Consider the following 16341-nt stretch of genomic DNA (forward strand, 5'->3'; position numbering starts at 1 on the left):
GCCGCCTCGGCCAGCCCCGGGTGATCGGCGAACTGCTCGCCGGGGTGCTGCTCGGCCCGTCGCTGCTCGGCTGGTTGTGGCCGCAGGCGGCGACCGTCATCGCGCCCGACGACCGTGTCGCCGCCGCGCCGCTCAACGCGATCGCCTGGCTCGGGGTGGCACTGCTGCTCGTGCTGACCGGCATGGAGACCGACCTGGTCGCCGTACGCAGGCTCGGCCGGCCGGCCACGTTCATCGCGGTCGGCGCGCTGGGTCTGCCCTTCGCGGCGGGGCTCGGCCTCGGGCTGCTCGTCCCGGTCTCCTTCCACGGGGACACCGCGACGCGGGTGTCCTTCGCGCTGTTCCTCGCGGTGGCGCTCAGCATCTCCTCGTTGCCGGTGATCGCCCGCGTGCTGAGCGAGCTGGGCATGCTGCGTAGCGACGCGGGCCAGTTGATCCTCGCGGTCGCGATGGCCAACGACCTGGTGGGATGGGTGGCGCTCGGCCTGGTGACCGCCGTGGCGCAGGCGGCGCGGCCGACGCTCGCCGACGCCGCGATCCTGGTCGGCGGGGTGGTGCTGCTACTGATCCTCGCCTTCACGGTCGGCCAGCGCCTGGTCGACTCGGCGTTGCGCGCCACAGCCGGTGACGACGGCAAGGGCGCCGACGCGGGCGGGCTCGTGGTCGCGGTGGTCGCCACTGGCGTGCTGGCCGCGCTCGCCCACTTCGCCGGGGCCGACGTCGTCATCGGCGCCTACCTGGCCGGACTGCTGCTCGGCCGGTCCCGCCGGTTCCCGCCGAGCCTGCGCCGCCAGCTCGAACCGCTCACCGTCACCATCCTCGCGCCGGTCTTCTTCGCCACGGCCGGGCTGCGGCTCGACCTGACCACGCTCGCCTCCTTCGAGGCTCTGGCCTGGGCGGGCCTGGTGCTGCTGGTGGCGACCGTGAGCAAGGTCGCCGGGGCGATGGGCGGCGCCGCCCTCGCCCGCCTCGACCGGCGTGACGGGCTGGTGGTCGCCGTCGGCCTGAACGCCCGGGGCGCCGTCGAGGTGGTGATCGCCTCCGTCGGGCTGGCCACGGGGGTGCTGAGCAGCACCGCCTACACTGCGGTCGTGCTGATGGCCGTGCTCACGACGGTCGCCGCGCCGCCCCTGCTCCGGGCCCTGCGCCGGGAGCCCGCGAGGGCGGTGTCATGACGTTCACCATGCGGGCGGCCGGCGCCCTCGGCGCGGCCGGACTGCTCGTGGCGCTCGTAGTGGCGAGCGTCGCCATCGGGTCGAAGGCCATCCCGTTCGACGACGTGTTCCGGCTGCTCGTGCACTTCGACGGATCGGACGAGGCGCTGATCGTCCGGGACCTCCGGCTGCCTCGCACGCTTCTCGGGCTGGAGGCGGGCGCGGCGCTCGCGCTCGCCGGGGCCCTGATGCAGATGCTGACCCGTAACCCGCTGGCCGACCCCGGACTGCTCGGCGTGGAGGCCGGAGCGGTCATCGCCATCGCGCTCGCCATCAGCGTGTTCGGCCTCGGCGACCTGCCGGGCTTCGTGTGGTTCTCCTTCGCCGGATCGGCCGTGGCCACCGTGGTCGTCTACCTCATCGGCAGCGCCGTACCCGGCGGGACCGGGCCGGTGAGGCTGGCCCTGGCGGGAATGGCGGTCGGCGCCACCCTGGCCGCCTCGACCCAGGCGCTGGTGCTGACCGACCCCGAATCCTTCGAGCGCTACCGCTACTGGGGTACCGGCGCTCTCAGCGGCCACGACGTCTCCGTGGGGGTGGAGGTCGCCCCCTTCATCGCCGTCGGCGTGTTGTTGTCGGGCACGCTGGCCAGGTCACTCAACGGCCTGGCCCTCGGCGACGACGTGGCGCGGAGCCTCGGCTACCACCCGGGCCGCACCCGGCTGCTCGGCGTCGTCGCCGTCACCCTGCTGTGCGGCGCGGCCACCGCCGCCGTCGGCCCGCTCGGGTTCGTCGGCCTGGTCGTCGCGCACGTCGCCCGGCTGATCGTCGGACCGGATGCCCGCTGGATTCTGCTGTACGCGGTGCTGCTCGGCCCCGTCGTGGTGCTCGCGGCCGACATCCTCGGCCGGTTGATGCTCTGGCCGGCAGAACTCGAAGCCGGGGTGGTGACCGCGCTGATCGGCACCCCGGTCTTCCTGCTGCTGGCCCGGCGCGGGAAGGTGAACCGCCTGTGAGCCCCGGTGACCTGCTCATCCGTACACCAGGGCAGCGGGTGTCCGCGCGCGTGCACCGCGGGGCCGCGCTGGTCGGCACTCTGCTGGTCGCCGCCCTGGCCGTCGTCACCGTGCTCGCCGTGGGCACCGGTGACTACGACATCGCGCCCGCCGACGTGATCCGCGTCCTGACCGGGGAAGGGAAACGCGCCCACGTCTTCGTGGTGGAGACGCTGCGCCTGCCCCGTGTGCTGACAGCGATCCTCGTCGGAGCCGCACTCGGCCTGGCCGGGGCGCTGTTCCAGAGCCTCACCCGCAACCCGCTGGGCAGCCCCGACGTCCTCGGTTTCGGTACGGGCGCCGCTACCGGCGCCCTGCTCCAGATCATCGTCCTCGGCGGCGGCATGACCGCGGTCGCCGGCAGCGCCCTGGCCGGTGGCCTGGCGACCGCACTCGTCATCTACGGGCTGGCGTTCCGCCGCGGCGTGCACGGCGACCGGCTGATCCTGGTCGGCCTGGCGGTCAGCTGCGGCCTGGTCGCGGTCAACACCTATCTGATCGCCCGCGCGGACTTCGCCGACGCCCACGTCGCGGTGACGTGGCTGACCGGCAACCTGAACGGCCGCACCTGGGACCAGGTCCACCTTTTGACGGTCGCACTGGCCGTGCTGCTGCCCCTCACCCTCGGGTTCGGCCGCCGGTTGCGTCTCATGGAACTGGGCGACGAACTCGCGACCGCCCTGGGTATCGCGGTGGAGAGATCACGGCTGACCCTCCTCCTGCTCGGGGTCGGTCTGACCGCCGTCGCGACCGTGGCCGCCGGGCCCATCCCGTTCGTGGCGTTGGCCGCGCCGCAGCTGGCCCGGCGGCTGACAGGGGCCACCTGTCCGGTGCCGGTGGTCTCCGCTCTGATGGGTGCTCTGCTCCTGCTGGCGGCCGACCTGGCGGCGCAGCGGGTATTCGCTCCTGCGCAGCTTCCCGTGGGGGTGATGACGGGGTCGCTCGGTGGGGTGTATCTGGTGTGGCTGCTGCTCACGGACCGGCGCCGAGCCAGGAGCGGGCGAATCGGCCTGTGATCACCCGGTCGGGTTCTGGGCTATTGGACGCTCCCGTGCCGCAGGGACCAGGTCTTGGGCGAGGAGCTCGGTGGGTGTGAGTTGGAGGGCGCGGATGCCTGCGCTCAGGACCAGGGGGACGGCCAGGGCCAGGGCCATTGAGAGGACGGCCGCGCCTGAGTCGTTGACGAGCATGCCGACCACGCCGCTGACCAGGGCGCCCAGGAGGCCAGCTTTCAGCATGGGGGCGCGTTCGAATGCCACTGGGAGGACTCCGGCGGTGGCTGCGCCGGGGCGGAGCAGAGCGAAGATGAGGAAGGCGAAGGCGGCGATGACGACGGGCATCAGGTTGGGGCTGAGGAGCGTGTGCAGCATCGCTTCCAGTTTGCGGGTGATCACTGGCAGGAAGGTGCCGTCGATCACCTGGCCGACGAAACGGCCCAGGTGCGTCTGCGAGGCCGGGGGGCGGCGGTAGTCGAGGTAGGCGATGGCCATGACGATCACGCCGCCCGCGACGCAGAACGCGCCCAGCTTGATGATCGACACGCGCTTGCCCGCAACGATCAGCGTCGCGACCGCGATACCGGGTACGAACGCGATCACTCCGCCGAAGTCGCTCCCGATTCCCGGCCAGCCGTCCAACACCATGGCGAAGATGCCGAGACTCGCCACCAGGGCGACGGCCAGGCTTCGCCTGCCGTGTCGTACCAGTGTGTCGGCGGCGGCCGTGGCGACGAGCAGGACGGCGGTGGCGAGCAGCGCGAACGGGATGTTGCCGAGGCCGTAGTAGCGGGCGCCCACCACGCCGGTGTAGCCCATCACGCCGTTGAGCTGGAGATGAGTCCCGGTCAGCAGGTCACCGAGCAGGACCGCCGCCGTCACACCCGCGACAACCCCCAGCGGAAGAAGGACATTCTCCGCCGAACCCGAACCCGAATTGGGGGTGCGGCGGGTGAGCAGTCTGGGGAGGCTGAGGGCGATGGTTGCGAGGGCTGCCGCGAACGTGATGATTCCGGCGGCCAGGGTCAGGGTGGGGGATCCGGTGGCGGCCCAGGGTGTGAGGTTGGTGAGGTAGGTCGCGGCGGGGATCGATGCGAGGGCGACCGCCGCGACGCGGACCGCGCCGAGGCCCTTGCGGCGGCGCAGCAGGAAGAAGGCGGAGGCGTAGAAGAGGACCTGGAGGACGGCCAGGCAGGTGAAGAAGATTCCGCCCATGTCGCGGATGGTCTGACCGGCGACGTCCGCGGTGCGGAGCCGCTCGACGGCCTCCTCCAGGGCGATCGGCTCGCCGGGCTGCCAGGCCTGTCCGATGGCCGTCGCCGGGATGTCGGCAGCGGTCCAGCCCGCGCTGAGGAACAGGCTCGTGGTGAGGTCGGGCAGGATGACCATGTCGTCCCGGTGCGTCGAGGCCGCCCCCAGCAACCGCGTCGTGCCCGCCCCCGGCGGCTGGGTCGAGGCCGGTGTCGCCGGGCGCATCATGGCGACCCGCAGATGCGGTACGGAACCGTGATCGGACACCCCGGCCACCAGCACCGTGAAGGACGACGGCAGCCCGGCCAGTACGGTCCCCACCTGGGTGTCGGCCGTGCGGACGGCGGCGCGTCTGGCCTCGGGGGAGAGCTTCTCCGCGGTCCTGGTGAGCTTTTCGCCGTCCAGGTAGGGGCGGACCACGCTGTCCACGTCCACGGCGAGGATCTCGCAGCGGGACCAGTCGGTGACCCGGTCCACGGACGGCTCGTAGAAGTCGACCGCGCCGTTCTCGTCGGAGAGGGCCAGGGCCGCGCCGGGTCCCACCGCCATCGTGCAGCGGTCCGCGTGCCGGATCCGGCCGACGGTGCCCGCGGTCGGCACCCCGGCGACCGAGGAGAACCAGCCGAACTCGCGGAGCGCGGGTTCCCGCAGGCCGGTGTCGGGTTCCGGCGGCAGGCCGCAGCGGGAGCCCACCGCCGATCGTACGCCGGCCGAGACGGTCAGCCACCCGTCGTACGGACACGTGACGCTGCCCACCGTGCGCACCGAGAGCGAGCCGACGGCGCTCTGCCCGGCGAGCCGCCACAGGTTGGGGGTGTCGGTGGCGTTGACGTCGCTCCACATCAGCCCGGGCACCCCGATCAGGGCGACCCGCCCGGCATCGACGGGATTCGCCCGGGCCGGTGCGGCCGCGAACGCCAGGCCGTACAAGATGACGGCCAGCCCGACCAGCGCGCGCCTCACCGAATGACCTCCCCGAACTCGTGAACGGCAAGGGGCACCGTAGGGGCAACCGACCCCCGGCGTCCAGGCGACGCCGCGCGAGCGCCCGATGAGGCTAGGGAAGGGTGATTTTCACGGTTGTGGGGGCGCTCTCGTTGTGCAGGCGGTCGAGCGCGGTCACGTGGAAGAACCCGCCCGCTTTGAGCTGGTACGCGGGACTGGCGCTCGCCGGGATGACCGCGACCAGATTGCGCCCGTCAGCGGTGGCGCAGCTGTTCTGCTGGGAGGTCCGGTAGACGGCGTACGCCCTGGCCCCCGGCTGGGCCTGCCACACGAGGGCGCCGCCGACGGCGCGGACCTGCGCGGGAGCGGCCGGAGTGCTCTTGGGGAGGCCCTGGATCAGCGGCAGCAGCGCGGGACGGGCGTAGTGGTCCTCCTCCAGCCGGTCCATCACCTTGAGCGGATTGCCCCGGACCTGCGACGCGCTGAAGTACACATCCCCCTTCACCTCCGGAAATTTCTGGTTCAGCGCCAGATGCGCGGGCATCTCACCCGCCTTCGACCAGGCGCCCTCCGTCCCGACCTGATACAACGCCTGCCCGATGTAAAGATCGACCCCGGTCCCGCGCACGGCCTTCGCCCACCACGGCACGAGCACCTTGTAGTCGGCGATCGCCAGCCCTCGCGGCCAGTAGAGCTGCGGCGTCAGATAGTCCACCGACCCCGCTTTGATCCACGCCTTCGGATCCGCATAAATCTGGTCATATGCGGACATGCCGCGCGTGTTCGATCCGTTCGGGTCGTCGGACTTGTTGCGCCAGATCCCGAACGGGCTGATCCCGAACTTCACATACGGCTTGGTCTCGCGGACCGCCTTCGACACCTGCGCGACCAGCTTGTTGACGTTGCTCCGCCGCCAGTTCGCCAGCGTCTTCCCATCCCCGTATTTCCGGAATGCCGCCGAGTCCGCGAACTTCGCCCCACTCCCCGGATACGGGTAGAAGTAGTCGTCGAAGTGCACCCCGTCCACGTCATACCGCCGCACGACATCCTTGATCACGCGCGTGACATGATCCCGCACCTGCGGCAACCCCGGATTGTAGTAAAGCCGCCCCTCATGCTTGACCGTCCACTCCGGATGCACCCGCGCCGGATGCCCCGCGGGCAGCTTCGCCGTCTTGTCGTCATACGCCGCCCGATACGGGTTGAACCACGCGTGGAACTCCAGCCCCCGCTTGTGCGCCTCGTCCACCAGGAACGGCAGCGGATCCCACCCCGGATCCTTGCCCGCCGTCCCCGTCAGGAACTTCGACCACGGCTCGAGCGACGACCGGTAGACCGCGTCCGACGCGGGCCGCACCTGCAGGAAGACCGCGTTGAACTTGCGCTTCACCGCCGTGTCCAGCAGCTTCACATACTCGCTCCGCTGCCGGTCCGGGCTCAGCCCGGTCTTGGACGGCCAGTCCAGATTGTGCACGGTCGTGATCCACATGCCCCGCAGTTGGCGCTTGTCGCTCCCGGGCGCGCACGTCGCCGGCGGAACGTTCCCGCCCGTGGCGGTCCCCGGGGTCAGCGCATACGCCGCCACTGAGGCCGCGGACACGGCGACGGTCGCGACGGCGAGAACCTGACCCACCTGACGTTTCACTGAGCCTCCTCGGAGAACGGCTCCTCAGTGTCGCATCGGCGTGGGCATGCTTTGGCCGGAAAAAAGAAATCGACTCGTGATGCGCATGTGACGAAAGGCACCTATGAGCATTGCCCGGCCGCCGGCCGCGCGAAACGGCCGGCGCTCGGAAACCCCTTAATCCTCGGTGCTCGCGACCTTGTCCGCGAGATGGGACGGCAGCGGCTCATAACGGAGGAAACCGCGATGGAATGACCCGGTTCCATGCGACATCGACCGTAGATCTATCGCGTATCGCGTGATTTCCAGCTCGGGCACCTCGGCCCGCACCAGGGTGCGCCCGGTGCCCACCGCCTCGGTGCCGAGCACCCGCCCGCGCCGGGAGGACAGGTCCGACATGACGGCGCCCACGTACTCGTCGGAGACGAGCACCGACACCTCGTCCACCGGTTCGAGCAGCAGCGCCGGGACCTTCGCGGCGGCCTCGCGCAGGGCCAGCTGCCCGGCGATCTGGAACGCCATGTCGGAGGAGTCCACCGAGTGTGCCTTCCCGTCGTACAGGGTGACCCGGATGTCCACCATCGGATACCCGGCGACCACGCCGCGATCCATCTGGGCCCGCACGCCCTTCTCCACCGACGGGATGAACTGGCGCGGCACCACGCCACCGACGATCTTGTCCACGAACTCGAACCCGCCGCCGGACGGGAGCGGTTCCACCTCGACGTGGCAGACCGCGTACTGCCCGTGCCCGCCGGTCTGCTTCACGTTGCGGCCCATGCCCTGCGCCCGGCCGCCGAACGTCTCGCGCAGCGGCACCCGCAGCTCGATCTTCTCGACCTCCACGCCGTGCCGCTTGGCCAGCCGGTCCAGCAGCACGTCGGCGTGGGCCTCGCCCATGCACCACAGCACCAGCTGCCGGGTCTCCGCGTTGTTCTCCAGACGCAGCGTCGGATCCTCGGCCACCAGCCGGGCCAGCGCCTGCGACATCTTGTCCTCGTCGGCCTTGGACTTGGCCCGGATCGCCACCGGCAGCAGCGGCTCCGGCATCTCCCAGGGCCGCATCAGCAGCGGCCGCTCCTTGTCCGAGAGCGTGTCGCCGGTCTCGGCGTGGGCCAGCTTGGCCACCACGCAGACGTCCCCGGCCACGCATTTGGCGATCGGCCGCTGGGTCTTGCCGAGCGGCGAGGTGAGCGCGCCGATCCGCTCGTCCAGGTCGTGCTCGCGATCCGGCACGTGCCCGGAGACGTGCACGGTCATGTCCGGGCGCAGCGTCCCGGAGAACACCCGCACCAGGCTGATCCGCCCCACATACGGATCGGAGGTGGTCTTCACCACCTCCGCCACCAGCGGCCCGTCCGGGTCGCAGGACGGGACGGCGACCGGCTTGCCGTCCAGCGTGGTGACCTCGGGCAGCCGGTGCTCCGGCGGGCACGGGAAGCCCTGCGTGATCACTTCCAGCAGCTCCAGCAGCCCCACCCCGGGCGCGACCGCCAGCACCGGGTGGAATCCGGCCCGCGCGACGGCCTTCTCCAGGTCGTCGATGAGCACCTTGGTGTCGATCTCCTCGCCGGAGAGGTAACGGTCCATCAGGGACTCGTCCTCGCTCTCCTGGATGATCCCCTCGATCAGCTCGCCGCGATACTGCTCGATCAGCTCCAGCTGCTCGGCGTCCGGCTCCCGTTCGGTACGGCTCCCGCCGCCATAGTCGAAGAAACGCTGCGACAGCAGCCCCAGCAGCCCGGTGCCGTTCACCGGCAGGTAGAGGGGGGCGACGCCGTCGCCGAAGGCGTCCTGGCAGGAGGCGAGCACCTCGTCGAAGTTGGCCCGCTGGTGATCGATCTTGGTGATGACGACCGCGCGGGGCATGCCGACGCCCGCGCACTCCTCCCAGAGCATCCGGGTGAGCCCGTCGATGCCCTCGGCGGCCGACACCACGAACAGCGCCGCGTCCGCCGCGCGCAGCCCGGCCCGCAGGTCGCCCACGAAGTCGGCGTATCCGGGCGTGTCCAGCAGGTTGATCTTGATTCCGTTGTGGACCACGGGAGCCAGGGACAGGTTGACCGAGCGCTGTTGCCGTACCTCGACCTCGTCGAAGTCGCTCACCGTGGTGCCGTCCTCGACCCGGCCGGCCCGCTGGATGGCGCCCGTGGCCGCCAGCAGCGCCTCCACCAGGGTCGTCTTGCCCGCTCCGGAGTGGCCGACCAGCACGACATTGCGCACCATGTCCGCCCGATCGGCCGTGGGTGCCCTGCCCGCGGCCCCTGATGTCCCTCCGCCAACTCTTTCCGCCACATCGCCTCCCGGGTCTGAGAAGGTCGCGAGCGGTCGTTCCAGCCCATACGCGCACGTCGCGGGCCGGAGCGGCCGCCCCCGGCCGCAGCTGCGCGCCCTTCCGCACCCCCGGTACTTCAGGCGCGTGTAACCCACCCTTTACCGATGTGCCCCAGATCACAAGACCCTTGCTGTGATTGTGGGTCCCCCCGGATGCCCTACGATCGGACCGCGATGCTGAACGTCCTACGCCCTGTGATCGCCCGAGTCATGACCCCGCTGGGCCGGGTGCTCGCCAAGCACGGCGTCTCGCCGAACGTGATCACCGCGATCGGGACCGCGGGAACCGTCGCCGCCGCGCTCTGGTTCTACCCGCGCGGGGAGCTGGTCTGGGGCACGCTGGTCATCACCTTCTTCGTCTTCGCCGACATGCTGGACGGCGTGCTCGCCCGGCTGACCGGCAGCGGCTCCACCTGGGGCGCGTTCCTCGACTCGACCCTGGACAGGCTCGGCGATGCCGGCATCTTCTCCGGACTTATCATCTATTTTGTCCTGTTTGACCAGTTTATCCTCGCCGGGGTTGGGCTCTTCTGCCTGGTCTCGGGGGCGCTGGTGTCGTACGCGAAGGCGCGCGCCGAAGGGCTCGGGATGACCGCCAACGTGGGCATCGCCGAGCGGCCGGAACGGCTGCTGATCGTGCTGGTGGCGGTGTTCGTCGACGGGCTCGGGGTGCCGTATCTGCTGGCGGCGGCGCTCTGGGCGCTGGCGGCGGCCAGCGCGGTCACGGTCGGCCAGCGGATGATCAACGTCTACCGACAGGCGGTCGCCCATGACGCTCACTGACCGGATCGTGGCCGCGGCGTACTCCGTCGGCTGGTCCCTGGTCAAACTCCTCCCCGAACCCCTCGCGGCCGGGCTGTTCCGGGCGATCGCCGACGTGATGTGGCGGCGGCGCGGCAAGTCCGTGCTCCGGCTGGAGTCCAACCTGGCCCGGGTGACCGGCAGGGACAAGACCGACCCCTACGTCCGGGAGCTGGCCAGGGCGGGCCTGCGCTCGTACTTCCGGTACTGGCTGGAGGTCTTCCGCCTCCCCGCCATGGATCACCGGCGGATCACGGAGAGCACTCACGTCACCGACGAGCACCACATCTTCGACGTGCTCGCCGCCGGGCGCGGCATCGTGATCGCGATCCCGCACACCGGGAACTGGGACGCCGCCGGAACCTGGATGATCGGCCGCGGGCACCCGCTCACCACCGTCGCCGAGCGGCTCAAGCCGGAGTCGCTGTTCGAGCGGTTCCTCGCCTTCCGCGAGGGTCTCGGCATGGAGGTGCTGCCCCTCACCGCTCAGGGCGGCGGCACCGCGCACGCCTTCGGCACGCTGGCCAAACGGCTGCGGCAGGGCAAGGTGGTGGCGCTGCCCGCCGAGCGCGACCTGACCGCGACCGGCGTCGAGGTGGACTTCTTCGGGGCCCGCGCCCGGATGGTGGCCGGGCCCGCCCTGCTGGCCATCCAGACCGGCGCGGCATTGGTGCCCGCGGTCCCCCTGTTCGTGGGCAAAGAATGGGGGCTCCAGGTTTTCGAGGAGATTTCCGTGCCCGCCGAGGGCACCCGGCAGGAGAAGGTCGCCGCGATGACCCAGCGCATGGCGCACGCCTTCGAGAAGGGCATCGCCGAGCGTCCCGAGGACTGGCACATGCTGCAGCGGCTCTGGCTGGACGACCTGGACCCACGGTGAGGGTCGGCATCGTCTGTCCCTACATGTGGGACGTGCCGGGGGGCGTGCAGGCCCACGTCCGGGACCTGGCCGAGGCGCTGATCGAGGACGGGCACCGGGTCTCGGTGATCGCCCCGGCGAGCGACGACGCGCCGCTGCCCGCCTACGTGGTGTCGGCGGGGCGGGCGGTGCCGGTGCCGTACAACGGGTCGGTGGCGCGGCTGACGTTCGGGTTCCTGTCGGCCAACCGGGTGCGCAAGTGGATCAGGGAGGGCCGGTTCGACGTGCTGCACGTGCACGAGCCCGCCGTGCCGTCCATCGGGGTGCTGGCCTGCTGGGTCGCCCGCGGCCCCATCGTGGCCACCTTCCACGCCTCCTACCAGCGCTCCCGGGCCATGTCGGTGGCCGCGCCGATGCTGCAGAGCGCGCTGGAGAAGATCACCGGCCGGATCGCCGTCTCCGACGCGGCGCGCAAGACGCTGGTCGAGCACCTGGGCGGCGACGCCGTGCTGATCCCCAACGGGGTGACCGTCGGCCGCTACGCGGAGGCCGAGCCGCTGCCCGGCTGGGGCCCGGACGGCGACGTGATCGGCTTCCTGGGGCGCATGGACGAGCCGCGCAAGGGCCTGCCCGTGCTGCTCGAGGCGTTCACGAAACTCGCCCCGGAACGCCCCCGGCTGCGGCTGATGGTGGCCGGGCCCGGCGACGCCGAGGACGTCTACGCCCGCGTGCCCAAGGACCTGCACCCCAGGATCGGCCTGCTCGGCCTGGTCAGCGAGGCCGACAAGGTCCGCGCCTACCACTCGGTGGACATCTTCTGCGCGCCCAACCTGGGCGGCGAGAGCTTCGGCATCGTGCTCACCGAGGCCATGTCGGCGGGCGCGCCCATCCTGGCCAGCGACATCCCGGCGTTCCGGCGGGTGCTCGGCGAGGGCCAGGCGGGCGCGCTGTTCGCCACCGGCGACGCCGCCGCCCTCGCCCGCGAGGCCGCCCGGCTGCTGGACGACGCCGCGCTGCGCGCCAAGTTCTCGACCGAAGCCCGCCTGGCGGTCCGCAAGTACGACTGGTCCACGGTCGCCCGCGACGTGCTGCGGGTGTACGAGACGGTCGTCGGGGCCCCCGTCATCGTGGAGGACGACCTCTGATGACGACCACGCTGATCCTGGTCGTGGGCGCCATCGTGCTGCTCACGGCCGTCTACATCTCCTGGCGGGCCGGCCGCCTGGACCGGCTGCACATCCGCCTGGAGACCGCCCAGGCCGCCCTGGACGCCGCCCTGCTGCGCCGCTCGGCGGTCTGCCTGGAACTGGCGGGATCCCGGCTGCTCGACCCGGCCACCTCGCTGGTGCTGGCCGCCGCCGCCCACGAGGCCCGTACGGCCGGCCCCGACGAACGCGAACACGCCGAGAGCGACCTCTCGCGCACCCTGCGTGCGGTCGTCGACCAGGAACGCTTCCTGGAGAAGGTGCACGCGCCGGAACTCCTGGAGGAGCTCGACAGCGCCGTCGCCAAGGTCGTCTACTCGCGCCGCTTCTACAACACCGCCGTCGGGGTCACCCGGATCGCGCAGCGCCGCTGGCTGGCCCGCACGCTCCGGCTGGCCGGGCACACCGACTTCCCGCAATTCTTCGAGATCGACGACGCCCCCCCGGTGGCCTTCGCGACCGAGTAGCGATTGATTAACCAGAAACCCGTCCCCAGACAGCCGCAGAGCCGCCGACCAGGCGACCCACCGCTGCGGCTGCCCAGATCACGACTTTCTAATTAATACCCGCTCTGGCCGATTTCCCAGACAGCCCGGGTAAGCTCTTGCCGTTTCATATCGGGAGGAGACTGTTCGGTGCGGGCAAAACGGGTCATTGGTGCCGCGCTGGCGTCGGGATTGGCGCTTCTGGCCGCTTCGTGTTCCTCCTCGGGGGACGACACGCCCGGCAGTCAGCCGCAGGCGGCCAGTGTCACCGAATCCCCGGCCGCCCCGCCCGAGCATCCGTTCACCGGGATGCCGGTCGCGGCCCGCCGCCCGGTGCTCGCCGTCAAGATCGAGAACACCTCCTCGGGCAAGCCGCAGATCGGCGTGGACAAGGCCGACATCGTCTACGTGGAGCAGGTCGAGGGCGGCCTGACCCGGTTGATGGCGATCTTCTCCTCGCGCCTGCCCAAGGAGGTCGGCCCGGTCCGCTCGGCCCGCATCTCCGACCTGCACATCCTGCCCATGTTCGGCAAGCCCGCGCTGGCCTACTCCGGCGTGCAGACCAAGATGATCCCGTTCGTGCAGGAGGCGTCGCTGTTCGACGTCTCCGACAGCGCGGCGCCCGGCGCGTACTTCCGCTACCCGGGCAGGTACGCGCCGTACAACCTGGTCGGCACCCCGAGCAAGCTGCTGCGCGAGGCCGGGAAGGCGACCAAGGCCAAGGACATCGGCTTCGCCTTCTCCGACGAGCCGCCCGCCGGGGGAGTCCCCAAGAAGAGCTACAGCGTGCGCTACCCGGCGGCCAGGTTCACCTTCGGCTGGAGCGAGGCCAAGAAGCGCTGGCTGGTCTGGCAGGACGGCGAGAAGGACATGGCGGCCGGCGGCGCCCAGCTCGGCGCGGCCACCGTGGTCGTGCAGTACACCAAGACCGAGCGGTCCCAGTTCCACGACGTGAACGGCAGCTACACGCCGCTGGTGCACTCCACCGGCAAGGGCACCGGTATCGTGCTGCGGGACGGCCAGGCGTACAAGGTCAACTGGGAGCGGCCGTCCGAGGAGGACGGCACCACGTTCACCACCGCCGACGGCGAGCGCATGACGTTCGCGCGCGGTCCGGTATGGGTGGTTCTGGCATCCAGGAAGCCGATCCAGCCGTAGGACACTCTGTCCAAGGTTTCCGGCCAACCCTGACAGGGTGGTGCGTCCGGGCGGGCACAGCCCGACGCCTAGGATAGAAACGTCCCGCTTATTAATCAGAAACCCGTCCCATAGCCAGCCGCATAGCCGCCGACCAGGCAACTCTCCGCCGCGGCTGTCCAGATCACGACTTTCTAATTAAGCCAGCACTGTGAGGTATCGCCGTGTCTACCCCTGAAGTCTCCCCGTCCGTCGGCACCGCCCGCGTCAAGCGCGGCATGGCCGAGATGCTCAAGGGGGGCGTGATCATGGATGTCGTCACCCCGGAGCAGGCGAAGATCGCCGAGGACGCGGGCGCGGTCGCGGTCATGGCGCTGGAACGCGTGCCCGCCGACATCCGCGCGCAGGGCGGCGTGTCCCGGATGAGCGACCCCGACATGATCGACGGCATCATCGCCGCGGTGTCGATCCCGGTCATGGCCAAGGCCAGGATCGGCCACTTCGTGGAAGCCCAGGTGCTGATGTCGCTGGGCGTCGACTACATCGACGAGTCCGAGGTGCTGACCCCCGCCGACTACGCCAACCACATCGACAAGTGGCGCTTCACCGTGCCCTTCGTGTGCGGCGCGACCAACCTGGGCGAGGCGCTGCGCCGGATCACCGAGGGCGCGGCCATGATCCGCTCCAAGGGTGAGGCGGGCACCGGTGACGTCTCCAACGCGGTCACCCACATGCGGACCATCCGGGGCGAGATCAAGCGCCTCACCTCGCTGCCCGAGGACGAGCTGTACGTGGCGGCCAAGGAGCTGCAGGCGCCGTACGAGCTGGTCGCCGAGGTCGCGAAGACCGGCAAGCTGCCGGTGGTGCTGTTCACCGCGGGCGGCATCGCCACCCCCGCCGACGCGGCCATGATGATGCAGCTCGGCGCCGAGGGCGTCTTCGTCGGGTCCGGCATCTTCAAGTCCGGCAACCCGGCCGAGCGCGCCGCCGCCATCGTCAAGGCCACCACCTTCCACGACGACCCCGACGTCATCGCCAAGGTCTCCCGCGGCCTCGGCGAGGCCATGGTCGGCATCAACGTCGAGGAGATCCCGGCCCCGCACCGGCTGGCCGAGCGCGGCTGGTGACGCAGGTGAAGATCGGCGTGCTCGCCCTGCAAGGGGATGTGCGCGAACATCTGCGCGCCCTGGCCTCCGCCGGCGCGCACGGCATGTCGGTACGGCGTCCCGAGGAACTCGAAGCGGTCGACGCCCTGGTGATCCCGGGCGGCGAGTCCACCACGATCTGGAAGCTCGCCGTCGCCTTCGACCTGCTCGAACCGCTCCGGGCGCGGATCAAGGAAGGGCTGCCCGCCTTCGGCTCCTGCGCCGGCATGATCATGCTGGCCGACCGGATCCAGGGCGGGATCGACGGCCAGCAGACCCTCGGCGGCATCGACATGGTGGTTCGCCGCAACGCCTTCGGCCGCCAGGTCGACTCCTTCGAGGCCGACCTCGACTTCGCCGGGCGCGGGCCGCTGCGCGCGGTGTTCATCCGCGCCCCCTGGGTGGAGTCCGTGGGCGCCGATGTCGAAGTGCTGGCCCGCGCTGGGGATAGGATCGTCGCGGTCCGTCAGGGGCCGTTGCTCGCGACGTCCTTCCATCCGGAGCTCACGGGTGACGCGCGGGTCCATTCCTATTTCGTTGAGATGGTAAAGGAGCTCTAGGCGATGTCCGGCCACTCCAAATGGGCGACGACGAAGCACAAGAAGGCCGCGCTCGACTCCAAGCGCGGCAAGCTCTTCGCCAAGCTCATCAAGAACATCGAGGTAGCGGCCAGGACCGGCGGTCCCGACCCGGAGGGCAATCCGACCCTCTACGACGCCATCACCAAGGCGAAGAAGAGCTCGGTCCCGAACGACAACATCGAGCGCGCGCGCAAGCGCGGCGGGGGCCTGGAGGCCGGTGGCGCCGACTGGCAGACGATCATGTACGAGGGCTACGGCCCCAACGGCGTCGCCGTCCTGATCGAGTGCCTGACCGACAACCGCAACCGGGCCGCCTCCGAGGTCAGGGTCGCGCTCACCCGCAACGGCGGCTCGCTGGCCGACCCCAACTCGGTGTCGTACATGTTCAATCGCAAGGGCGTCGTCATCGTGTCCAAGCTGGTCTCCGAGAGCAAGGCGGGCCGGGTCGAGCTGACCGAGGACCAGGTGCTCGACGCCGTCCTGGACGCGGGCGCCGAGGAGGTCAACGACCTGGGCGAGTCCTTCGAGATCGTGTCCGAGGCGGCCGACCTGGTGCCGGTGCGCAAGGCGCTGCAGGACGCGGGCATCGACTACGACTCCGCGGAGAGCAGCTTCATGCCCTCGATCAGCGTGCCCGTCGACGAGGAGGGCGCGCGCAAGGTGTTCCGCCTGATCGACGCGCTGGAGGACTCCGACGACGTGCAGAACGTGTGGGCGAACGTGGACGTCTCCGATGAGATCCTGGAGAAGCTGGACGCCTGAAATTCGTTCGC

Annotated in this window: 14 protein-coding genes; 11 read left to right on the forward strand and 3 right to left on the reverse strand. The window is 70.7% G+C overall.

The genetic code is table 11. The features are described 5' to 3' along the window. The 3 genes from Aple_RS22540 to Aple_RS22550 form a co-directional block, all read left to right on the forward strand. On the forward strand, positions 1–1175 hold a 1175-nt coding region (locus Aple_RS22540), incomplete at its 5' end, for a cation:proton antiporter (protein WP_174889859.1). Beyond that, positions 1172–2170, forward strand: coding sequence for a FecCD family ABC transporter permease (locus tag Aple_RS22545; protein WP_155346654.1), 999 nt, complete (start codon positions 1172–1174; stop codon positions 2168–2170). The genes Aple_RS22540 and Aple_RS22545, both read left to right, overlap by 4 nt. After that, positions 2167–3225, forward strand: a complete 1059-nt coding sequence (locus Aple_RS22550) for a FecCD family ABC transporter permease (protein ID WP_155346655.1) — start codon at positions 2167–2169, stop codon at positions 3223–3225. Before Aple_RS22545 ends, Aple_RS22550 begins: the two co-directional genes overlap by 4 nt. On the opposite strand, the gene Aple_RS22555 is transcribed toward Aple_RS22550, so the two are convergent. The 3 genes from Aple_RS22555 to Aple_RS22565 all read right to left on the reverse strand — a co-directional run bounded on the left by Aple_RS22555 (position 3226) and on the right by Aple_RS22565 (position 9319). After that, entirely contained in the window at positions 3226–5418 is a 2193-nt protein-coding gene (locus Aple_RS22555; RefSeq protein WP_155346656.1) for a hypothetical protein, read from the reverse strand. A 94-nt stretch (positions 5419–5512) separates the two neighbouring features. Beyond that, positions 5513–7045 carry a glycoside hydrolase family 10-like protein gene (locus Aple_RS22560; RefSeq protein ID WP_246264703.1) on the reverse strand — a complete coding sequence of 511 codons (1533 nt, stop codon included), beginning with the start codon at positions 7043–7045 and terminating at the stop codon, positions 5513–5515. A gap of 156 nt (positions 7046–7201) precedes the next feature. Beyond that, on the reverse strand, positions 7202–9319 hold the full coding sequence (locus tag Aple_RS22565; protein ID WP_155346657.1) for an elongation factor G-like protein EF-G2: 2118 nt from the start codon (positions 9317–9319) through the stop codon (positions 7202–7204). Between the two features lie 192 nt (positions 9320–9511). On the opposite strand from Aple_RS22565, the gene pgsA reads away from it, so the two are divergent. From pgsA to Aple_RS22605, 8 genes are all read left to right on the forward strand, one after another. Further along, entirely contained in the window at positions 9512–10141 is a 630-nt protein-coding gene (pgsA, locus tag Aple_RS22570) for a phosphatidylinositol phosphate synthase (protein ID WP_246264704.1), read from the forward strand. Next, positions 10128–11036 (forward strand): phosphatidylinositol mannoside acyltransferase, encoded by a 909-nt coding sequence (locus Aple_RS22575; protein WP_155346658.1) that lies wholly within the window; start codon positions 10128–10130, stop codon positions 11034–11036. Before pgsA ends, Aple_RS22575 begins: the two co-directional genes overlap by 14 nt. After that, the gene (locus Aple_RS22580; RefSeq protein ID WP_155346659.1) at positions 11033–12160 is read left to right on the forward strand and encodes a glycosyltransferase family 4 protein; all 1128 of its coding nucleotides are present in this window, start codon (positions 11033–11035) and stop codon (positions 12158–12160) included. Before Aple_RS22575 ends, Aple_RS22580 begins: the two co-directional genes overlap by 4 nt. Further along, complete coding sequence (locus Aple_RS22585) at positions 12160–12687, forward strand: LemA family protein (RefSeq protein ID WP_155346660.1); 528 nt, start codon at positions 12160–12162, stop codon at positions 12685–12687. The genes Aple_RS22580 and Aple_RS22585 overlap by 1 nt, the downstream gene beginning before the upstream one ends. 168 nt (positions 12688–12855) lie before the next feature. Then, positions 12856–13863: a DUF3048 domain-containing protein gene (locus Aple_RS22590; protein ID WP_155346661.1), complete on the forward strand. Its 1008-nt coding sequence runs from the start codon at positions 12856–12858 to the stop codon at positions 13861–13863. A 197-nt stretch (positions 13864–14060) separates the two neighbouring features. Beyond that, complete coding sequence (gene pdxS, locus Aple_RS22595; protein WP_218038478.1) at positions 14061–14969, forward strand: pyridoxal 5'-phosphate synthase lyase subunit PdxS; 909 nt, start codon at positions 14061–14063, stop codon at positions 14967–14969. Then, a complete protein-coding gene (pdxT, locus tag Aple_RS22600) occupies positions 14966–15547 on the forward strand; it encodes a pyridoxal 5'-phosphate synthase glutaminase subunit PdxT (RefSeq protein ID WP_281361591.1) in 582 nt (193 codons plus the stop codon). The genes pdxS and pdxT overlap by 4 nt, the downstream gene beginning before the upstream one ends. A 3-nt stretch (positions 15548–15550) precedes the next feature. Further along, a complete protein-coding gene (locus tag Aple_RS22605) occupies positions 15551–16330 on the forward strand; it encodes a YebC/PmpR family DNA-binding transcriptional regulator (protein ID WP_155346664.1) in 780 nt (259 codons plus the stop codon). Positions 16331–16341 lie beyond the last annotated feature (11 nt).

It is taken from the genome of Acrocarpospora pleiomorpha, assembly GCF_009687885.1.
Taxonomy (GTDB): Bacteria; Actinomycetota; Actinomycetes; order Streptosporangiales; family Streptosporangiaceae; genus Acrocarpospora; species Acrocarpospora pleiomorpha.

Coding starts and splice junctions, on each gene's coding strand:
- Aple_RS22545 (WP_155346654.1), top strand. CDS start 1,172: ATGACGTTCACCATGCGGGCGGCCGGCGCCCTCGGCGCGGCCGGACTG.
- Aple_RS22585 (WP_155346660.1), top strand. CDS start 12,160: ATGACGACCACGCTGATCCTGGTCGTGGGCGCCATCGTGCTGCTCACG.
- Aple_RS22605 (WP_155346664.1), top strand. CDS start 15,551: ATGTCCGGCCACTCCAAATGGGCGACGACGAAGCACAAGAAGGCCGCG.
- pgsA (WP_246264704.1), top strand. CDS start 9,512: ATGCCCTACGATCGGACCGCGATGCTGAACGTCCTACGCCCTGTGATC.
- Aple_RS22575 (WP_155346658.1), top strand. CDS start 10,128: ATGACGCTCACTGACCGGATCGTGGCCGCGGCGTACTCCGTCGGCTGG.